This is a genomic window from Streptomyces sp. NPDC051940 (assembly GCF_040680895.1).
Classification (GTDB): domain Bacteria; phylum Actinomycetota; class Actinomycetes; order Streptomycetales; family Streptomycetaceae; genus Streptomyces.
Genome location: NZ_JBFAXR010000039.1, coordinates 13,176 through 27,903 on the forward strand (window position 1 = coordinate 13,176; position 14,728 = coordinate 27,903).

A 14,728-nucleotide genomic window follows, 5' to 3' on the forward strand; every position below is an offset into this window, starting at 1 on the left:
CTCCGCCACGGCACGCCTGCGGGTCAGGCGCGGTGCGTGCCGTGGCGGCTCACGCCTTCTCCGGCTCCGCGGTCTCCGGCTCCTTGATGCTCCCGACGTCCCACCGCGCCAGATCGCGCAGCCACACCTCCGCCGAGCCGTCCGACGGGGCGCGCCAGTCGCCGCGCGGGGACAGGGAGCCGCCGGCCAGGACCTTCGGGCCGTTCGGCATCGCGGAGCGCTTGAACTGGGCGAACGCGAAGAAGCGGCGGCAGAAGTACTCCAGCCAGTGCCAGATCTCCGGCAGGTCGTACCGCACGCGCTTGGCGTCGGGGAAGTTCGGCGGCCACGCGCCCGACTCCCGGTCGTGCCAGGCGTGCCACGCCAGGAAGGCGATCTTCGAGGGGCGGAAGCCGTGGCGCAGCACGTGGAAGAGCGTGAAGTCGTGCAGCGCGTACGGGCCGATCTTCGACTCCGTCGACTGCAGCTCCTCGCCCGGCACCAGTTCCGGGCTGATCTCCGTGTCGAGGATCGCGGCCAGCGTGGCGTTCGCGTCCTCGTCGAACTGGCCGGTGCTGATCACCCAGCGGATCAGATGCTGGATGAGGGTCTTGGGCACCCCGGAGTTCACGTTGTAGTGGCTCATCTGGTCGCCGACGCCGTACGTGCACCAGCCCAGCGCCAGTTCCGACAGGTCGCCCGTGCCCAGCACGATGCCGCCGCGCTGGTTGGCCAGCCGGAACAGGTAGTCGGTGCGCAGGCCGGCCTGCACGTTCTCGAAGGTGACGTCGTACACCGGCTCGCCCTCGGCGAACGGATGCCCCATCTCCTTCAGCATCAGCCGGGCCGTCTCCGTGATGTCCAGCTCGGCCGCGGTCACCCCGAGGGCGCGCATCAGCCGGTGCGCGTTGTCCTTGGTGTGGTCGCCGGTCGCGAAGCCCGGCATGGTGAACGCCAGGATGTCGCTGCGCGGGCGGCCCATCCGGTCCATCGCGCGGGCGGCGACGATCAGCGCGTGCGTGGAGTCCAGGCCGCCGGAGACACCGATGACGACCTTCGGGCCGCCGATGGCGGTCAGCCGCTGCTGCAGCGCGGAGACCTGGATGTTGTACGCCTCGTAGCAGTCCTGCGCGAGCCGGTTCGGGTCCGCCGGTACGAACGGGAAGCGCTCCACGCGGCGGCGCAGCCCGAGGTCCGTGAGCGGCGGGTCGAGCCGGAACGCCACCCGGCGGAAGTCGCCGGTGCGGGCGGCGTGGGTACGGCGGTTCTCGTCGAACGTGCCCATCCGCGCCCGCTCCTGGCGCAGCAGGTCCAGGTCGACGTCCGCGACCGCGTACCGGTCGCCCTGCGGGAAGCGGTCCGTCTCGGCGAGCAGCACGCCGTTCTCGTAGATCATCGTCTGCCCGTCCCAGGACAGATCGGTGCTCGACTCGCCCAGTCCGGCGGCCGCGTAGACGTACGCGCCGAGATAGCGGGCGGAGGCCGAGCGGCACAGCAGCCGACGGTCCTCGGCGCGGCCGACGGTGATGGGGCTGCCCGACAGGTTGGCGAGCACGGTCGCTCCGGCCAGCGCCGCCTCCGCGCTCGGCGGCACCGGCACCCACATGTCCTCGCAGATCTCCGCGTGCAGCACCAGCCCCGGCACGTCCTCCGCCTCGAACAGCAGGTCCGTGCCGAACGGGACGTACGCGCCGCCGACGCGGATCGTGCCGCCGCGCTCGTCGTCGCCGGGGGCGAGCTGGCGGCGCTCGTAGAACTCGCGGTAGGTCGGCAGGTACGACTTGGGGGCCACGCCCAGGATCCGGCCGCGGTGGACGACCACGGCGCAGTTGTAGATCCGGTTGCGGTGGCGCAGCGGGGCGCCGACGACGAGGACCGGCAGCAGGTCCGCGGAGCCCGCCACCACGGTCGCGAGCGCCTGTTCGACGTCGTCGAGCAGGGCGTCCTGCAGCAGCAGGTCCTCGATGGAGTACCCGCACAGACAGAGCTCCGGGAAGACGGCGACGGCGGCCCCGTCGTCGGCGCAGCGGCGCGCCTGGCGCAGGACCGCCGCCGCGTTGGCCCGGGGGTCGGCGATGGCGGCGTGCCCGGTGCAGGCGGCGATCCTGGCGAAGCCGTGCTGGTAGAGCGACCAGAAGTTCACCGCACCAGTATCCCATCCGGGGGTGCGCGTGATCGGAGGCGAGGCCCCCGCGGGCCTATCCGAGCGCCCGGCCGAAGAACTCCGCCTTCGCCTTCGTCAGCGCCGCCGTGGCCGCGTCCAGCCCGTCGTACTCGAAGTGCCCGGCCGCCAGGACGTGCGGCTCGCCCTGGGGCAGCGCGTTGTGCACCGCGAACTGGCCGGGCGGCGGCACCGACGGATCGAACAGCGCTGGCGCCGTCAGCACCGGCTTGCGCAGCCGCGTCGCCGCCGTCGCCGCGTCGAAGTACCGCAGGACCTCCGCCACCTCGGGGTGCGTGCGGTGGTACGCCCGCACCGACTCGCCGCTGCCCGTGCAGGGCAGCGTCAGCCGCAGCGGATGGTTGCCGAACGTCGGCACCGTCAGCTGGCCCGCCGCGAAGCGGTCGTCCCAGGGCAGGGCGAGCGCGCCCAGCCCGCCGCCGAAGCTCTCGCCGAGGTAGCCCAGACGCGGGGCGCCGGCCAGCTCCGGCACCAGCCGCAGCAGCGCCGACGCCGCGCACCACAGGTCGGCCACGCAGCCGCCGATGACGTACGACTCACGCGACCCGATGCCGTGCAGCACGTGCTCCGCGGCCTCGGACGGGATGCCGGGGACCGTGCCGCGCTCCGCCATGCCGCGCACACAGGGCAGGATCGCCGCCGACCGGGGCAGCGGCAGCGGCATGTCGGGACCGGGCTCGCCGCGACCGCCGTAGCCGTGGCCGATCACGAAGCCGTGCTCGGCGGGCCCGTCGGCGGGCAGGGCCAGCCAGCCGCCGAGCCGCAGCCCGTCCACCGACGTGTACGTCACCTCGTGGACGCGTACGCCGTCGCGCTCCTCGACGAGCGGACCCACCTCCGGCCGCGGGTCCACGGCGAGCGCCTCGGCGTGACGCCCGCGCCAGAACGCCTCGAAGTCGCCAGGCGCGGCGGGTGCGGGGACGCGGAGCAGTTCCTCGCGGGTGTAGCCGTGCGTGGGGTCGAAGGGCAGGTCGTGGGCGAAGGACGGCATGGCATCGGTCATGCGCCCGACCCTAGGCCAGGGGGCGTCGCAGGCATATTTGAGCCACGTAAGCCGCAGGAATGCCTCACACGGTTATGCGAGGTCTTAGAAGGGGAGGTATCGGGCGACTTCAAGTCACCTATGGGCTTTAGTAGTTGGCAGATCGCCCACGGGTGATCGTATCCGATCCCGAGGAGACCAGAAGTGACCATCGCGAGTGAGCTGCCCACCGGGGCACGGATACCTGCCCTGTGGTGCCCGATCGATCACCAGTTGCACCCGGAGGCGGAGGGCGCGGACGACCGGCTCTTCGCCTGGGCGCGGAAGTTCGACCTGATTCGCGGCGAGGCCGCGGCGGAACGTTTCTACAGGGCCGGTTACGGATACTTCTGCGCGCTGACGTATCCCCGGGCCCGCCGCCTGGACCTGATGTCCGAGTGGAACGCCTACAACTGGATCCTCGACGATCTCCTCGACGAGGGCCATGCGGACTCCACGCACGAGGACCGCATACGCATCTGCCGGGAGGTGCTCGCGCAGATGCCCGCGGACATGAACGCACCCCGGCCCACCAGCCCCCTCACCGAAGCGGCCGCCGACCTCTGGGAGCGCTCCGCCCGCCCCATGTCGGTGGCCTGGCGCAAGCGGTACGTCGCGCACTACGCGGACTGGGTCGGGCAGTCCATGCTGCAGCACGTGCCCTCCGGGCCCGCGGACGAGGGCAGCCTGTACACGCATCTGCGGCGGCGGCGCATCCACTCCGGCTGCGAGCTGAGCTTCGACCTGATCGAGACGGGCAACCTCGAGGAGGTCCCCGAGGAGATCACCTCGGTCGACGCGTACGAGGCCGTGCGCGCCTCCGCGTCGGACGCGATCTGCTGGACGAACGACATCTACTCCATCCGCAAGGAGACGGCCCGCGGCGACTACGACCACCTCGTGCCCTTCCTCGTGGACCGCCAGTCCCTCGACTGGGACGGCGCGCTCGACGCCGCCGCGGGAATGATCGAGACGGCCACCCGCGACTACCTCGCGGCCTGCCGCGACCTGCGCGCGCTGCGCCCGCTGTTCACCATGCCGGACGAGGCGTGGACGCGGGTGGAGAACTCGCTCACCGACCTCGGTCTGTGGATCACCGGCAGCCTCCAGTGGCACCGCTGGTCCCCGCGCTACTCGGTGGTGGAGGCGACCACCGCGGGCCGGACGCCGAGCTACATCGAGTGGCACGTGGCCTGACGCCCTTCCGTGCGGCCAGGCCGACCCGGCCGCACGCGCCACCGTGACACGCGGACTCTCGCCGGCGAGGGGCGTCAGAGGGACCCGTCCACAGATCTGCCGAGCCTGCCCTCGAAGTAGCGGTCCTCGTACGCCTGCATCAGGCGCTCACCCAGCAGTCGCCGCGCCTCCGTCTCCAGCGCGTGGTGTGCGATGTGTACGGACCCGCCGTCGGGCGGCCCGCCCCTGGTGAAGCGGAACAGCCTGCCCAGACCGCCCGCGAGCATTCTGTCGACCTCGTACGGCGCCACACCGGCCAGCTCCGCCAGCACGGCCACCGTGACCTCACCGCCAGCGGCCAGGGCCAGGCCCACCACGTCGCGCTGCGCCTCCGAGCCGGTGAACACCGCGCTCAGTTCGGCCCCTGCCGCACGCAGCGGCTCCCCGGCGAGCGTCCACGGCTCCAGTTCGTGCACCGGACAGGCGCGCAGCGGATGCGCGGGCGATACGTCGTCGGGCAGCGGCACTTCGCGGCCCGTGACCAGCACCCGGAGCCCGGGGCCGGGCGTCGCGGGCAGCAGCGAGGCGATGCTCGGCAGCCCCGTCGCAGGGCCGAGGTCCTCGTCGATGCCGTCCACGACGAGGAGCAGCCGGCGGCGCTGCTGTTGGGCCTTGCCGGCCGCGTCGGCCAGCAGCCTGCGGCGCAGGGTGTCGAGCGCGCCGGTCTGCACCGAGGACGTGGTGCGCGGCTCGTCCAGATACCAGCAGAGCTGGTCGACGAGGGCGTCGGTGAACGCGGAGCTGTCGTTCTGGCCGGCGAGCCGGCTGGTGACGAAGAAGGAGAGGACGTCCACGTCCGGCGGCGGCTGCAGGGTGAAGTACGACGCCAGCGCCGTCTTGCCCGACCAGGGCCGCCCGCGCCAGCGGGCGTACGGGGCGTCGCCGCGGCAGAAGGCGAGGAGTTCCGTCAGCTCACCGTTCCGGCCGGAGAGCCGCTCGGGCGCGAGGTCCTGCACCCGCGCCAGATAGCCCGACGAACGCGGCAGCGCCGGCGCGGGTGTCTCGGGCAGGTCGACGGGCTCGGGGATGCCCAGCAGCGCGGGGAGGGCCGCGTGCTCCGGTGAGGAGCCGACGAGCAGACCGTCGATGCGGGCGGCGAGCACCGTGGCGTCGTCTTTCCTGTGCCGCCGGTTGACGATCCCGACGAGCAGCCCCTCGGCCCACACGGGACTGCCCGACACGCCGTGCCACGCGGCCGGGGTGAACTGGATGCTGAGCGGGCTGGTGCGCCGGCTGGCCAGGCTGGACGCGACCCCCTTCGCGTGGACCAGCTCGAACAACCCCGGCGACGAGCCGGACATCTCGTACCGGGACAGACCGGCCGCCTCGACCTCGATGAACTCGGGGCCCGTCGACACCCTGCCGTAGCGCACCGGGGCGACGACCTCTGCCTCGCCGGGCGGTGTGAAGCGCAGCACGGCCACGTCCGCGGAGGCGTCCGCGAAGACCACCTCGACCCGTGCCTCCCACGGCGTCGCCCCGTGCGGGAACCGCAGGGCGTACTCGCCCGCGTCGGCGACCACATGCGCGGCCGTGAGCGCCGTGTCGCTTGTCACCCGGTACGCCATGCCGCGTACGAACGCGTCGCCGTGAAGCGTCACTCCCGCCATCCGGTGCACCTCGATGGTGCTCGACTGTCCCGTCCGGGGGGCAGGTACGACGACGCCCGTAGCCGGCGGCCCGGAGTCCTCCGCCGGCGCCACCAGCGGGAACACCGTCACCGTGATCATCCCCTGCCGGATCGCCACCACCGGCTCCGGTGCGCCCACCGCCCGGCAGTCGGCCACCGAGCGCGGCAGCCCCGCGCCGACCGACTCGACCAGCTTCGCCCACGACAGCACCCGGGCCAGCCGGAAGTTGCGCGGCTGCGACTGGCGCTCCAGGGTGCCCAGCCGCTGCTGGCCGTCCGGCACCGGCACACCGCCGCCCCAGGTCCCCGGGCTGATCACCTCGACGCGGTCGTCGTAGACATGGATCTGCACGCAGGCGTCGGGGTGCGTGTAGTCGCGGTGGACCAGCGCGTTGGCGATGATCTCGCGGACGGCGATCATCGGATAGCGGTAGAGCCCGTCGCTCGTGGCGCCCTCCGCCGTCGGCAGCTCGCCGAGCAGCGCGGCCGAGGCGACGAAGTCGCGGGCCTGGACGATGAGTTCGGGCAGTGTGCCGTGCAGCTCCGTGCCCGTGAGGGGCCGCGTCTTGTCCCGGCCGCGGAAACGCGCGCAGCGCACCATCGCGGTCGGCAGCAGGGCGCTCGGGTTCTCCCCGAAGAGCAGCGCCGCGGCGTACGTCGGCCGGCCCTCCCGGACCAGGCCCGAGCGCTGCAGGAACTCGCTCGACGTCAGCTGCGGCGGATAGGCGGTCGCCATGTCCTCGCGCAGCTCCCCGCGGAACGACCGGATCCGGGTGTCGTCCAGGATCGCGCCCGGGGCTACGCTCTCCAGCAGGTCCGCGCCCTGCGGGGCGGGGGCCGCGGGCTGTACGGGGATCGGGGGCGGCCCGGCCGGCGCGTCCGTCCGGCGTGCGATCGGGACGGCCCCGGCGCCGTCGTACTTGCGCTGCGGCTCGTGGCCGTTGAAGCGTACGCGCGCCACATGGGCGTACAGGTCGTCCAGATCCACCGCGCCGTCGCCGTCGCCGTCCGCGGCCCCGGTCAGCAGCCCTTCGACCAGCGCCTTCGTGAAGGGGCTCGGTTCGCCGCGCCGCTCCGCGTCCCCCGCCCGGTCCGCGGCCGACGCCGCGGCCAGGACGAACCGGCCCCTGCCCGACAGCCCTTCGACGAGGTCCCCGCCCTTGAAGCCGCCGCCGTGGCAGCAGTCCAGGATCACGATCTTCACCTGGGCGAAGCTCCGGTTGATCATCCGGGACAGGGTGCTGGACGCGACGGCCGACGACTCCAGCCGGTCGGCGCGGGTGTTGCCCGCGCACAGGTACAACTCCTGGCCGAGGCTGCGTCCGTGGCCGCTGTAGTAGAGCAGCAGGGTGTCGTCCGGCTCGGCGCCCGCGAAGAAGTCGTCCACCGCGTCGAGGACCTCCGGCGCGTCGGCCTCCGGCAGCAGGGCGACGTTGCTCCGGTCGAACATCCCGGTGCCCGGATCCGTGAGCGCGTCCCGCAGCAGCATCCCGTCCGCCTTGGGCCCGTTGAGCTCGGGGAGGGCCGAAGCGTCTTTCGCAAAGCGGGAGTTGCAGACGATCAGGGCCCGGTACATAGGATCCTATCCACGCTCAGCCATCCACCAGCCACGCTGTACGCCAGCTTAGGTCGCGGAGGAACCAGCCATGGGACGGACGAGGGAAGTCAGGATCGAGGAGCGGCTCGCCGGACTCGACGCGGGACACGAGGCGGCCCTGGAGGCGCGGGCGGAGCTGCTCGCCGACCTGCGGGCCGCGGCCGGGCTGGAGGCGCACGAGCGGGCGCTCCCGGCCGAGGGGACCAAGGGCGTCGCCACGGAGCTGGTGATCGGGCTGAGCGGCGCCGGCTCCGTCGGGGCGTTCGCGCAGATCGTCAAGGCGTGGCTGGGCCGCGACCGGCGCAGGTCGCTGACGGTGACCGTCACCGAGAGTGCGAACGGCAAGGTCGTACGCGTCGAGGGCGACACCGTCTCGAACGACGCGCTGATCGCCGCCCTGAACGGCCAGGAGCAGCCGACCGCCCCGTCTGCCGCGGAGGAGGAGCCCACGGGGCAGGCATGAGGGCGGTCAGCCCCCGAAGTCCGCGGCGTGGTCCCGGGCCCACTGGAGATACGTCCGGGCCGGGCGGCCCGTGATCTGCTCGACGGCCGGTGACACGGTCTCCGGCTCGTCGACCATCCGGGCGTGGGCGGCGAGGATGGCGCGGGCCACCTCCTCGGGGAGGCCGTGCGCGGTGTACTGGGCGAGGGCCTCCTCCGCCGGGATCTCCACCATGCGCACGGGGCGGCCCAGGGCCTCGCCGATCGCGTCGACCTGCGCCGCCTGGGTCAGCGCCTGCGGGCCCGTGAGGTGGTACACCGCCTCGGCGTGGCCGCCCGCGGTGAGGATCCGGGTGGCGACCGCCGCGATGTCGGCCTCGTGGATCAGCGAGCGGGTGGCGCCCGCGTACGGGGCGTACACCGTGTCCCCGGCGCTCACCTGGGGTGCCCAGCCGAGGGTGTTGGTGGCGAAGCCGCCCGCCCGCAGCACGGTCCACTCCAGTCCCGACGTACGGACGAGGCGCTCGACCCCGGCGTGCGTGCCGAGGATGTCCCCCTCGGGCCGCGAGCCGTCGTCCGGCACGCCCCAGGCGGACAGCTGCACGATACGGCGGGCGTGCCGCCCGATCGCGGCGACGACCTCGGCGGCGGGCCCGGGCGTGAGCAGCGGCCAGATCAGGAAGACGCCGTCGACGCCGGGCAGCGCCTCCTCGACGGAGACGGGGTCGGTGAGGTCGCCCCGCACCACCTCGACGCCCGCCGGCAGCCCGGCCGCCTCCGGTTTACGGACCAGCGCGCGCACCTGCGCCCCGGCGTCGAGCAGCTGGGCGACGGCCTGCCGGCCGACCGTGCCGGTGGCGGCGGTGACGAGAACGCGCATGAGGACCTCCGTGACTCGGGCTGGTGCGTGGCCTCCAGCCTGCGAGCTGAACCGGGGTTGAGGTCAAGCGCCGCCCACGCGCTCACGGTTCCACGAGCCCGCGCAGCGCCTCCTCGGACGCCGAACCCGGCTCCGCGGCGTACAGGTCGAGCCCGCAGCACGCCGGGGCGTCGGGCAGGGACACGAGTTCGCCGTGCAGGGTCAGCGCGCCGGCGACCGGATGGTCCAGGACCAGGACGCGGTGCCGGGCCCGGGCGACCGGGTACATCGCCCACATCCGTGCGAAATCCGCGCTCAGCCCCCGCATGTCCGCGAGGTGCGCGGCGAGCCCGGCGTCCCCGCGGAACCGGCCGAGCAGCACGCGCAGATGCGCCACGTGCCCGTACGCCGCCTGCTCCCAGCCGGTGCGGAACAGCGCACGGGTCCCGGCCTCGGTGAACAGCAGGTGCGACAGCGTACGGCGGTCCTCCGGCAGCGCGGAGAAGTCGCCGAACACGGCCGCCGCCGGCCGGTTCCAGCCGAGGATCTGGGTGTGCCGGCCGATCGCCAGCGCCGGCGTCAGCACCATCGACTCCAGCAGGTACCGCAGGCTCGGCGGCACCTCCGGTGCCGCGGTGACCTGGGCGCACGGCTGCGGGCGGCGGGCGACGCGGTGCAGATGGGCGAGTTCGTCGGGGCTCAGGCGAAGGGCCGCGCCGACGGCGTCCAGCACCTCGTCCGAGACGCTGTCGCCCCTGCCCTGCTCCAGGCGCGTGTAGTGGGCGATGCTCACGCCCGCGAGCCGGGCCAGTTCGTCGCGCCGCAGGCCCGCGACCCGCCGCACCGTGCCGTCGTCCCGCAACCCGACGTCCCGCGGGCGCAGTCGGGCACGGCGTGACAGGAGGAACCCGCGCAACTCGGTGCGATCGTCCATCCGGACAGGGTAAGTCGGCGTGCGCGCCCGGGTGATCACGTCGTGCGTACGCAGGAGGCGGCTCTGGCTGGGGAGCGGGAACCGTTCGAGGCTGTCTCTGATCGACGGATGCATACGAACGGAGACACCCGATGCCCCAGACCCTCGGACTCATCGGCAGCGGAATGATCGGCTCGGCCGTCGCCCGGCTGGCCGTCGCGGCCGGCTTCGACGTGATCCTCAGCAACACGCGGGGCCCGGACACGCTCGCCGGGCTCGTCGCCGAACTCAACGGACCGGCCGGACTCGACGGACTGGACGGACGCGGTGGACGCGGCGGGCGCGGTGGACGCGGCGGGCGGGCCAGGGCCGCCACGCCGGCCGAGGCGGCCCGCGCCGGCGATCTGGTCGTGGCGGCCGTCCCCCTGGGCGCGTTCCGGGGGCTCCCGGTGGACGCCCTCCACGGCAAGACCGTGCTGGACACGGCGAACTACTACCCCGAACGGGACGGCATGGTGCCCGAACTGGACTCGGGCGAGCTGACCTCCAGCGCCCTGCTCCAGCACCACCTCCCGCACTCCCATGTGATCAAGGCGCTCAACAACGTCACCCCGCACCAGCTCCGCACCCTCGCCCGGCCCGCCGGCGCACCGGACCGCAGCGCCCTGCCGGTCGCCGGCGACCAGGCGGCGCCCAAGGCCGAGGCGGTCCGGCTGCTGGACGCCCTCGGCTACGACGCGGTGGACACCGGGCCGCTCGCGGACAGCTGGCGCAGCGAGCCGGACACACCGGTGTACATCCGCCCCTACCTCGGCGCCATCCCCGCCCTGGACGTCGAGGCGTTCCTCCGCTGGACGCTGGGGACACCCGGCGTCCCCGTACCGGCGGCGCGGGTCACCGACCTCGTGGGCGCGGCCGTCCGCCGACGGGCGGGGGACGCGAGGCTCCCCAGCGCCGGGTGACGCGGAGGCCGCCGGGCTCCCCGGCGCCGGGTCACGCGGAGGCCGCTAGGGTGTGGATCGTGACCCAGACGCCCGAGCCCAGCGACTACGTCCGCGGCCTCCCCTTCGGCGAGGAACTGCCCGTCCCCGAGGACTCCTTCGTCCACTGGGCGACGTTCCCCTTCGAGGGGGAGTTCACGGTGAAGCGGCTGACGGAGCCCGAGCTGCCCGAGCCGCCGCGCGACGGCGAGGCCGGGTCCGCGGACTGCTCGACGTGCCGTACGCCCGTCGAGGAGGCCCTCTGGGCGGACGACCACTGGCGGGTGGACGCGATCCGGACGGGGCTGCCCAGCTGTCTGATGCTGCAGCCCCGGGCCCACCACGACCTGGCCGACCTGCCGCCGGAGCGGGCCGTGGAGCTCGGGCCGATGATCCAGCGCGTGGAGCGCGCCCTGCACTCGCTGGGCGGGATCGCCCGGGTCCATGTGAACCGGTGGGGCGACGGCGGTGCCCATCTGCACCTGTGGTTCCTGCCCCGGCCCCAGGGGCTGACCCAGTTCCGCGGCACGTTCCTCTCGCTCTGGGAGGAACTCATCCCGCAGCGCACCCCCGACCAGCTCGCCACGGCGAACCGCCAGGTCGCCGCATCCCTGGCCAAGGACGGCGGCACGGCCTACCTGGTCTAGGCCGCGCGCCGGGCCGCCCCACCGGGTCCGGACTGCGAGCCGGGGCCACCCCTACCGGGTCCGGACCGCGCCGGGCTGCAACCAGGCGCAGGCCCAGGCACAGGCCCGCGCTACCCCAACTCCCGCTCCGCGTACACCCGCATCGCGTCCCGGACGAACTCCGCCGTACCCTCGCCGTGCCGGTCGTAGTTCGCCGTGAAGCGCGGATCGTCGACGTACATCTGGCCCAGGCCCGTGAACGCCTCCGCCGTGGGACGGCGGCCCTGCCAGCCCACCGCGATCCAGTCGTAGTGGCGCCGCGTGATCTCCTGGACCTCGTCGCTGTCCGGGGACCTCCCGGCGGCCAGCGCCGCCGCGTAGTCCCGCGCGATGTCCAGCTGCGTCTGCTGGAAGTCCCGCTTGTCGTGCTCCGAGAGCGAGCGCCACCAGCGGTCGCCCCGCTGCCAGGCCTCGCGGCCCCAGCGCTCCGTCACCTCCTGCTCGTACTGTGCGTGGTCGAACCCGTCGAACACTTCCTCCGCCATGAGCGGTTCACCTCGTTCCGTCTTGTCCAGCGTGGTCCGTACCGAGGCGATCCGGCGCCGCAGCAGCCGCTGCTCCTGCTCCAGGAGGGCCAGATGCGTGCGCAGGGCGGCGGACGTGTCCCGCTCGCCCTCCAGCACCTCGGCGATCGCCGGCAGCCCGAGCCCCAGCTCACGCAGCAGCAGGATCCGCTGCAGCCGGACGAGGGAGTCCTCGTCGTAGTAGCGGTAGCCGTTGGCGCCGATCCGGCTCGGGGTCAGCAGTCCCTTCTCGCCGTAGTGGCGAAGGGTGCGACTCGTCGTCCCGGCCGCCTTGGCCAGGTCCTGGATCGACCATTCCGACACCGTTCACCCCTTTCCTCGGTACGACAACCACGCTAGAAGTTGACGCAACGTAAAGGTCAAGCGAAGCCCGCTCAGCCCCGCGGGTAGAGCTCGAAGCTCACCGCCAGCTCCGTGCCGAGCCGCTCCCCGGCGCCCTTCAGCATCTGCTCGATGAACCCCTTCGCGTACTCCCGCGGATCCTCCTTCACCCCCAGTCCCTCGATGTACGCCCGGTGTTCCGCCAGCGAGGCCACCGCCTTGGTGAACGGATCGTCGGCCACCCCCACCGCGTGCGTCGGCTGCGGGGACCCGGCCACCGCGACCCACCGCACACCGCCCCACGGCTCCAGCCGCTCGCCGGACAGCAGCTCGGGGAAGATCCACCGGTTGCCCGCGTCCCCCGCGGCGTCCAGCACCGCGCGCCCGACCACCCGGTGGTCGGGGGTGTTCCACCAGGAGCCCGGACCCGTACCCCAGGTGTCGTGGTGGTTGAGGGTGATCAGCAGCTCCGGGCGGTGCCGGCGGATGGCCGCGGCCAGGTCCCGGCGCAGCGGCAGACCCTCCTCGATCACCCCGTCGCGGTGGTCGAGGAACTCCACCGCGCTCACGCCGACCACCGAGGCGCTGGCCCGCTGCTCCTCCTCGCGGACCCGGGCCGCCTCCTCCGGGTCCATCCCGTCGATCCCCGCCTCGCCCCGCGTGACGAGCAGGTACGCGATCTGCTTCCCCTGGTCCGCCCAGTGGGAGATCGCGGCCGCGGCACCGTACTCGAGATCGTCGGGATGCGCGACGATCGCGAGCGCCCTCTCCCAGTCGTCGGGCATCTCCTGCAAGGACTGCGCTTCAGTCGTCATGCCCGTCATCGTGGCACAGCCCCCGCCGGGCTCGGCGGGGGCTGTGGACGACCATCACTCTGTGGACAACTCCGTCACCTGAAAGGGGCGGAGGGGGATCCGGCGCCGCGGCACCGGTCCCTTTGGCGGCGCCGCTACATCAGCCCCGCCGACAGCGCCGCGAACAGTTCCCCGTTCGCCGTGTCCCCGTCCAGCGACCACACCATCGCGCCGCCCAGGCGGTTCTCGCGCACCCAGTCCGCCTTGGCCCGTACGACCTGCGGGTCGTCGTAGTTCCAGAACGTCGTCCCGTCGAAGAGCCAGGCGTGGCCGTTCGCCTCGTCCCGGTACACCGTGTAACCGCCGGACTCCGCCAGCTGCTTGAGCACCTTGTAGTCCTCGTAACCGGCTTCCCACGTGGCGGGCGCGGGCCCGGTCGCCGGCTGCTGGTAGCCGTCGCCGCCGCCGGTCACGCCCGTCCAGCCGTGGCCGAAGAACGGCACGCCCACCACGATCTTCCGTCCCGGCGCCCCGCGCTGCCGCCAGTCCTGTACGACCTGCGTCAGGCTGAAGTCGGGCGAGCCGATGGCCGACTGCTGGTTGGTCTCACTCTCCCAGGGGCCGTGCAGGTCGTAGCCCTGCACGGTGGCGAAGTCGAGCAGGTCGAAGACCTTGCCGGCCTCGAAGCCCGCGTCCATGGCGTTCGGGTTCGCCGGCAGGAAGGCCGTCAGCAGGTAGCGCTTGTGGTCCTTCAGTCCCTGGACGAGCAGCTGGCGCCGGAACTCGGCCAGCATCGCCGTGTAGTTCTGCTTGTCCTCGGGGCGGTAGACCGTGTCGGTGTCGGCCGGCCAGTTCGGCCACTCCCAGTCGATGTCGATGCCGTCGAAGATCCCGCGCGCCGACCCGGGGCCGCCCTTGCCGTCGAGCAGCGGCAGATCGCCCTTGAGGAACAGGTCGATGCACGACGCCACGAACGCCTTGCGCTTGGCGGGCGTGCGGACCGCGTCGGAGAAGTGCGTGGACCAGCTCCAGCCGCCCAGCGAGATGAGGACCTTGAGCTTGGGGTACTTGGCCTTGAGCTCGCGCAGCTGGTTGAAGTTGCCGGCCACCGCCTGGTCGGCCGTGTCCGCGACCCCGTCGACGGAGTTCGCGGCGTCCAGCGGACGCTGGTAGTCCGCCCAGGCGTCGCCCTCGCCGGGGATGTTGGCCTCGAAGCACCTGCCGTCCGCGCCGACGTTGCCGAACGCGTAGTTGAGGTGCGTGAGCCGGGCCGCCGTACCGCTGGTGACCAGGTCGTTCACCTGGAAGTCGCGACCGTACACACCCCACTGGGTGAAGTAGCCGACGCGCTTGTACGACGGGCCCCTGTCCCCGTCGTGCGCGTCGGCGAGGGACGGCGTGAGCAGGAGCGACAGGGTGCAGCCGGCGACCGCCAGCCTGCCGAGGAGTCTTCGGCGCATGGTGCCCTCTTCCGTGAGAAGCGTGCGTGCCGTGCGGGTGGGGAACGTGCGTGCCGTGCGGGTGCGAAGCGTGCGTGCCGTGCCGATGAGAAGCGGCCGATGAGA

At 73.0% G+C, this 14,728-nt stretch carries 12 protein-coding genes; 4 read left to right on the forward strand and 8 right to left on the reverse strand.

All coding sequences use genetic code 11. The annotated features are described in order from the left end of the window. Positions 1 to 49: 49 nt before the first annotated feature. Together AB0M28_RS17500 and AB0M28_RS17505 are read right to left on the reverse strand one after the other, a co-directional pair. The gene (locus AB0M28_RS17500; protein WP_365404905.1) at positions 50 to 2,122 is read right to left on the reverse strand and encodes an NAD(+) synthase; all 2,073 of its coding nucleotides are present in this window, start codon (positions 2,120 to 2,122) and stop codon (positions 50 to 52) included. Between the two features lie 55 nt (positions 2,123 to 2,177). Then, a complete protein-coding gene (locus AB0M28_RS17505) occupies positions 2,178 to 3,164 on the reverse strand; it encodes an acetylxylan esterase (RefSeq protein ID WP_365404908.1) in 987 nt (328 codons plus the stop codon). A gap of 183 nt (positions 3,165 to 3,347) precedes the next feature. On the opposite strand from AB0M28_RS17505, the gene AB0M28_RS17510 reads away from it, so the two are divergent. Next, on the forward strand, positions 3,348 to 4,379 hold the full coding sequence (locus AB0M28_RS17510) for a hypothetical protein (protein ID WP_365404910.1): 1,032 nt from the start codon (positions 3,348 to 3,350) through the stop codon (positions 4,377 to 4,379). 74 nt (positions 4,380 to 4,453) lie between these two features. Here the strand turns inward: AB0M28_RS17510 and AB0M28_RS17515 are convergent, their stop codons facing one another. Next, complete coding sequence (locus AB0M28_RS17515) at positions 4,454 to 7,624, reverse strand: caspase family protein (protein WP_365404913.1); 3,171 nt, start codon at positions 7,622 to 7,624, stop codon at positions 4,454 to 4,456. Between the two features lie 70 nt (positions 7,625 to 7,694). On the opposite strand from AB0M28_RS17515, the gene AB0M28_RS17520 reads away from it, so the two are divergent. Next, positions 7,695 to 8,108: a hypothetical protein gene (locus AB0M28_RS17520; protein WP_365404914.1), complete on the forward strand. Its 414-nt coding sequence runs from the start codon at positions 7,695 to 7,697 to the stop codon at positions 8,106 to 8,108. A gap of 6 nt (positions 8,109 to 8,114) precedes the next feature. On the opposite strand, the gene AB0M28_RS17525 is transcribed toward AB0M28_RS17520, so the two are convergent. Together AB0M28_RS17525 and AB0M28_RS17530 are read right to left on the reverse strand one after the other, a co-directional pair. Beyond that, positions 8,115 to 8,966, reverse strand: coding sequence for an NAD(P)H-binding protein (locus tag AB0M28_RS17525; RefSeq protein WP_365404917.1), 852 nt, complete (start codon positions 8,964 to 8,966; stop codon positions 8,115 to 8,117). Positions 8,967 to 9,048: 82 nt separating this feature from the next. Further along, positions 9,049 to 9,879 carry a helix-turn-helix transcriptional regulator gene (locus AB0M28_RS17530; RefSeq protein WP_365404920.1) on the reverse strand — a complete coding sequence of 277 codons (831 nt, stop codon included), beginning with the start codon at positions 9,877 to 9,879 and terminating at the stop codon, positions 9,049 to 9,051. Between the two features lie 131 nt (positions 9,880 to 10,010). Here AB0M28_RS17530 and AB0M28_RS17535 point away from each other — a divergent pair, with 131 nt between their 5' ends. Both AB0M28_RS17535 and AB0M28_RS17540 read left to right on the forward strand, forming a co-directional pair. Then, entirely contained in the window at positions 10,011 to 10,820 is an 810-nt protein-coding gene (locus tag AB0M28_RS17535; RefSeq protein WP_365404923.1) for an NAD(P)-binding domain-containing protein, read from the forward strand. Positions 10,821 to 10,879: 59 nt separating this feature from the next. Beyond that, positions 10,880 to 11,485 (forward strand): hypothetical protein, encoded by a 606-nt coding sequence (locus tag AB0M28_RS17540; protein ID WP_365404926.1) that lies wholly within the window; start codon positions 10,880 to 10,882, stop codon positions 11,483 to 11,485. A gap of 110 nt (positions 11,486 to 11,595) precedes the next feature. Here the strand turns inward: AB0M28_RS17540 and AB0M28_RS17545 are convergent, their stop codons facing one another. The 3 genes from AB0M28_RS17545 to AB0M28_RS17555 form a co-directional block, all read right to left on the reverse strand. Further along, positions 11,596 to 12,351: a MerR family transcriptional regulator gene (locus AB0M28_RS17545; protein ID WP_365404930.1), complete on the reverse strand. Its 756-nt coding sequence runs from the start codon at positions 12,349 to 12,351 to the stop codon at positions 11,596 to 11,598. A gap of 71 nt (positions 12,352 to 12,422) precedes the next feature. Then, on the reverse strand, positions 12,423 to 13,184 hold the full coding sequence (locus AB0M28_RS17550) for a PIG-L deacetylase family protein (protein ID WP_365404933.1): 762 nt from the start codon (positions 13,182 to 13,184) through the stop codon (positions 12,423 to 12,425). Between the two features lie 134 nt (positions 13,185 to 13,318). Further along, positions 13,319 to 14,623: a glycoside hydrolase family 18 protein gene (locus AB0M28_RS17555; protein WP_365404936.1), complete on the reverse strand. Its 1,305-nt coding sequence runs from the start codon at positions 14,621 to 14,623 to the stop codon at positions 13,319 to 13,321. Positions 14,624 to 14,728 lie beyond the last annotated feature (105 nt).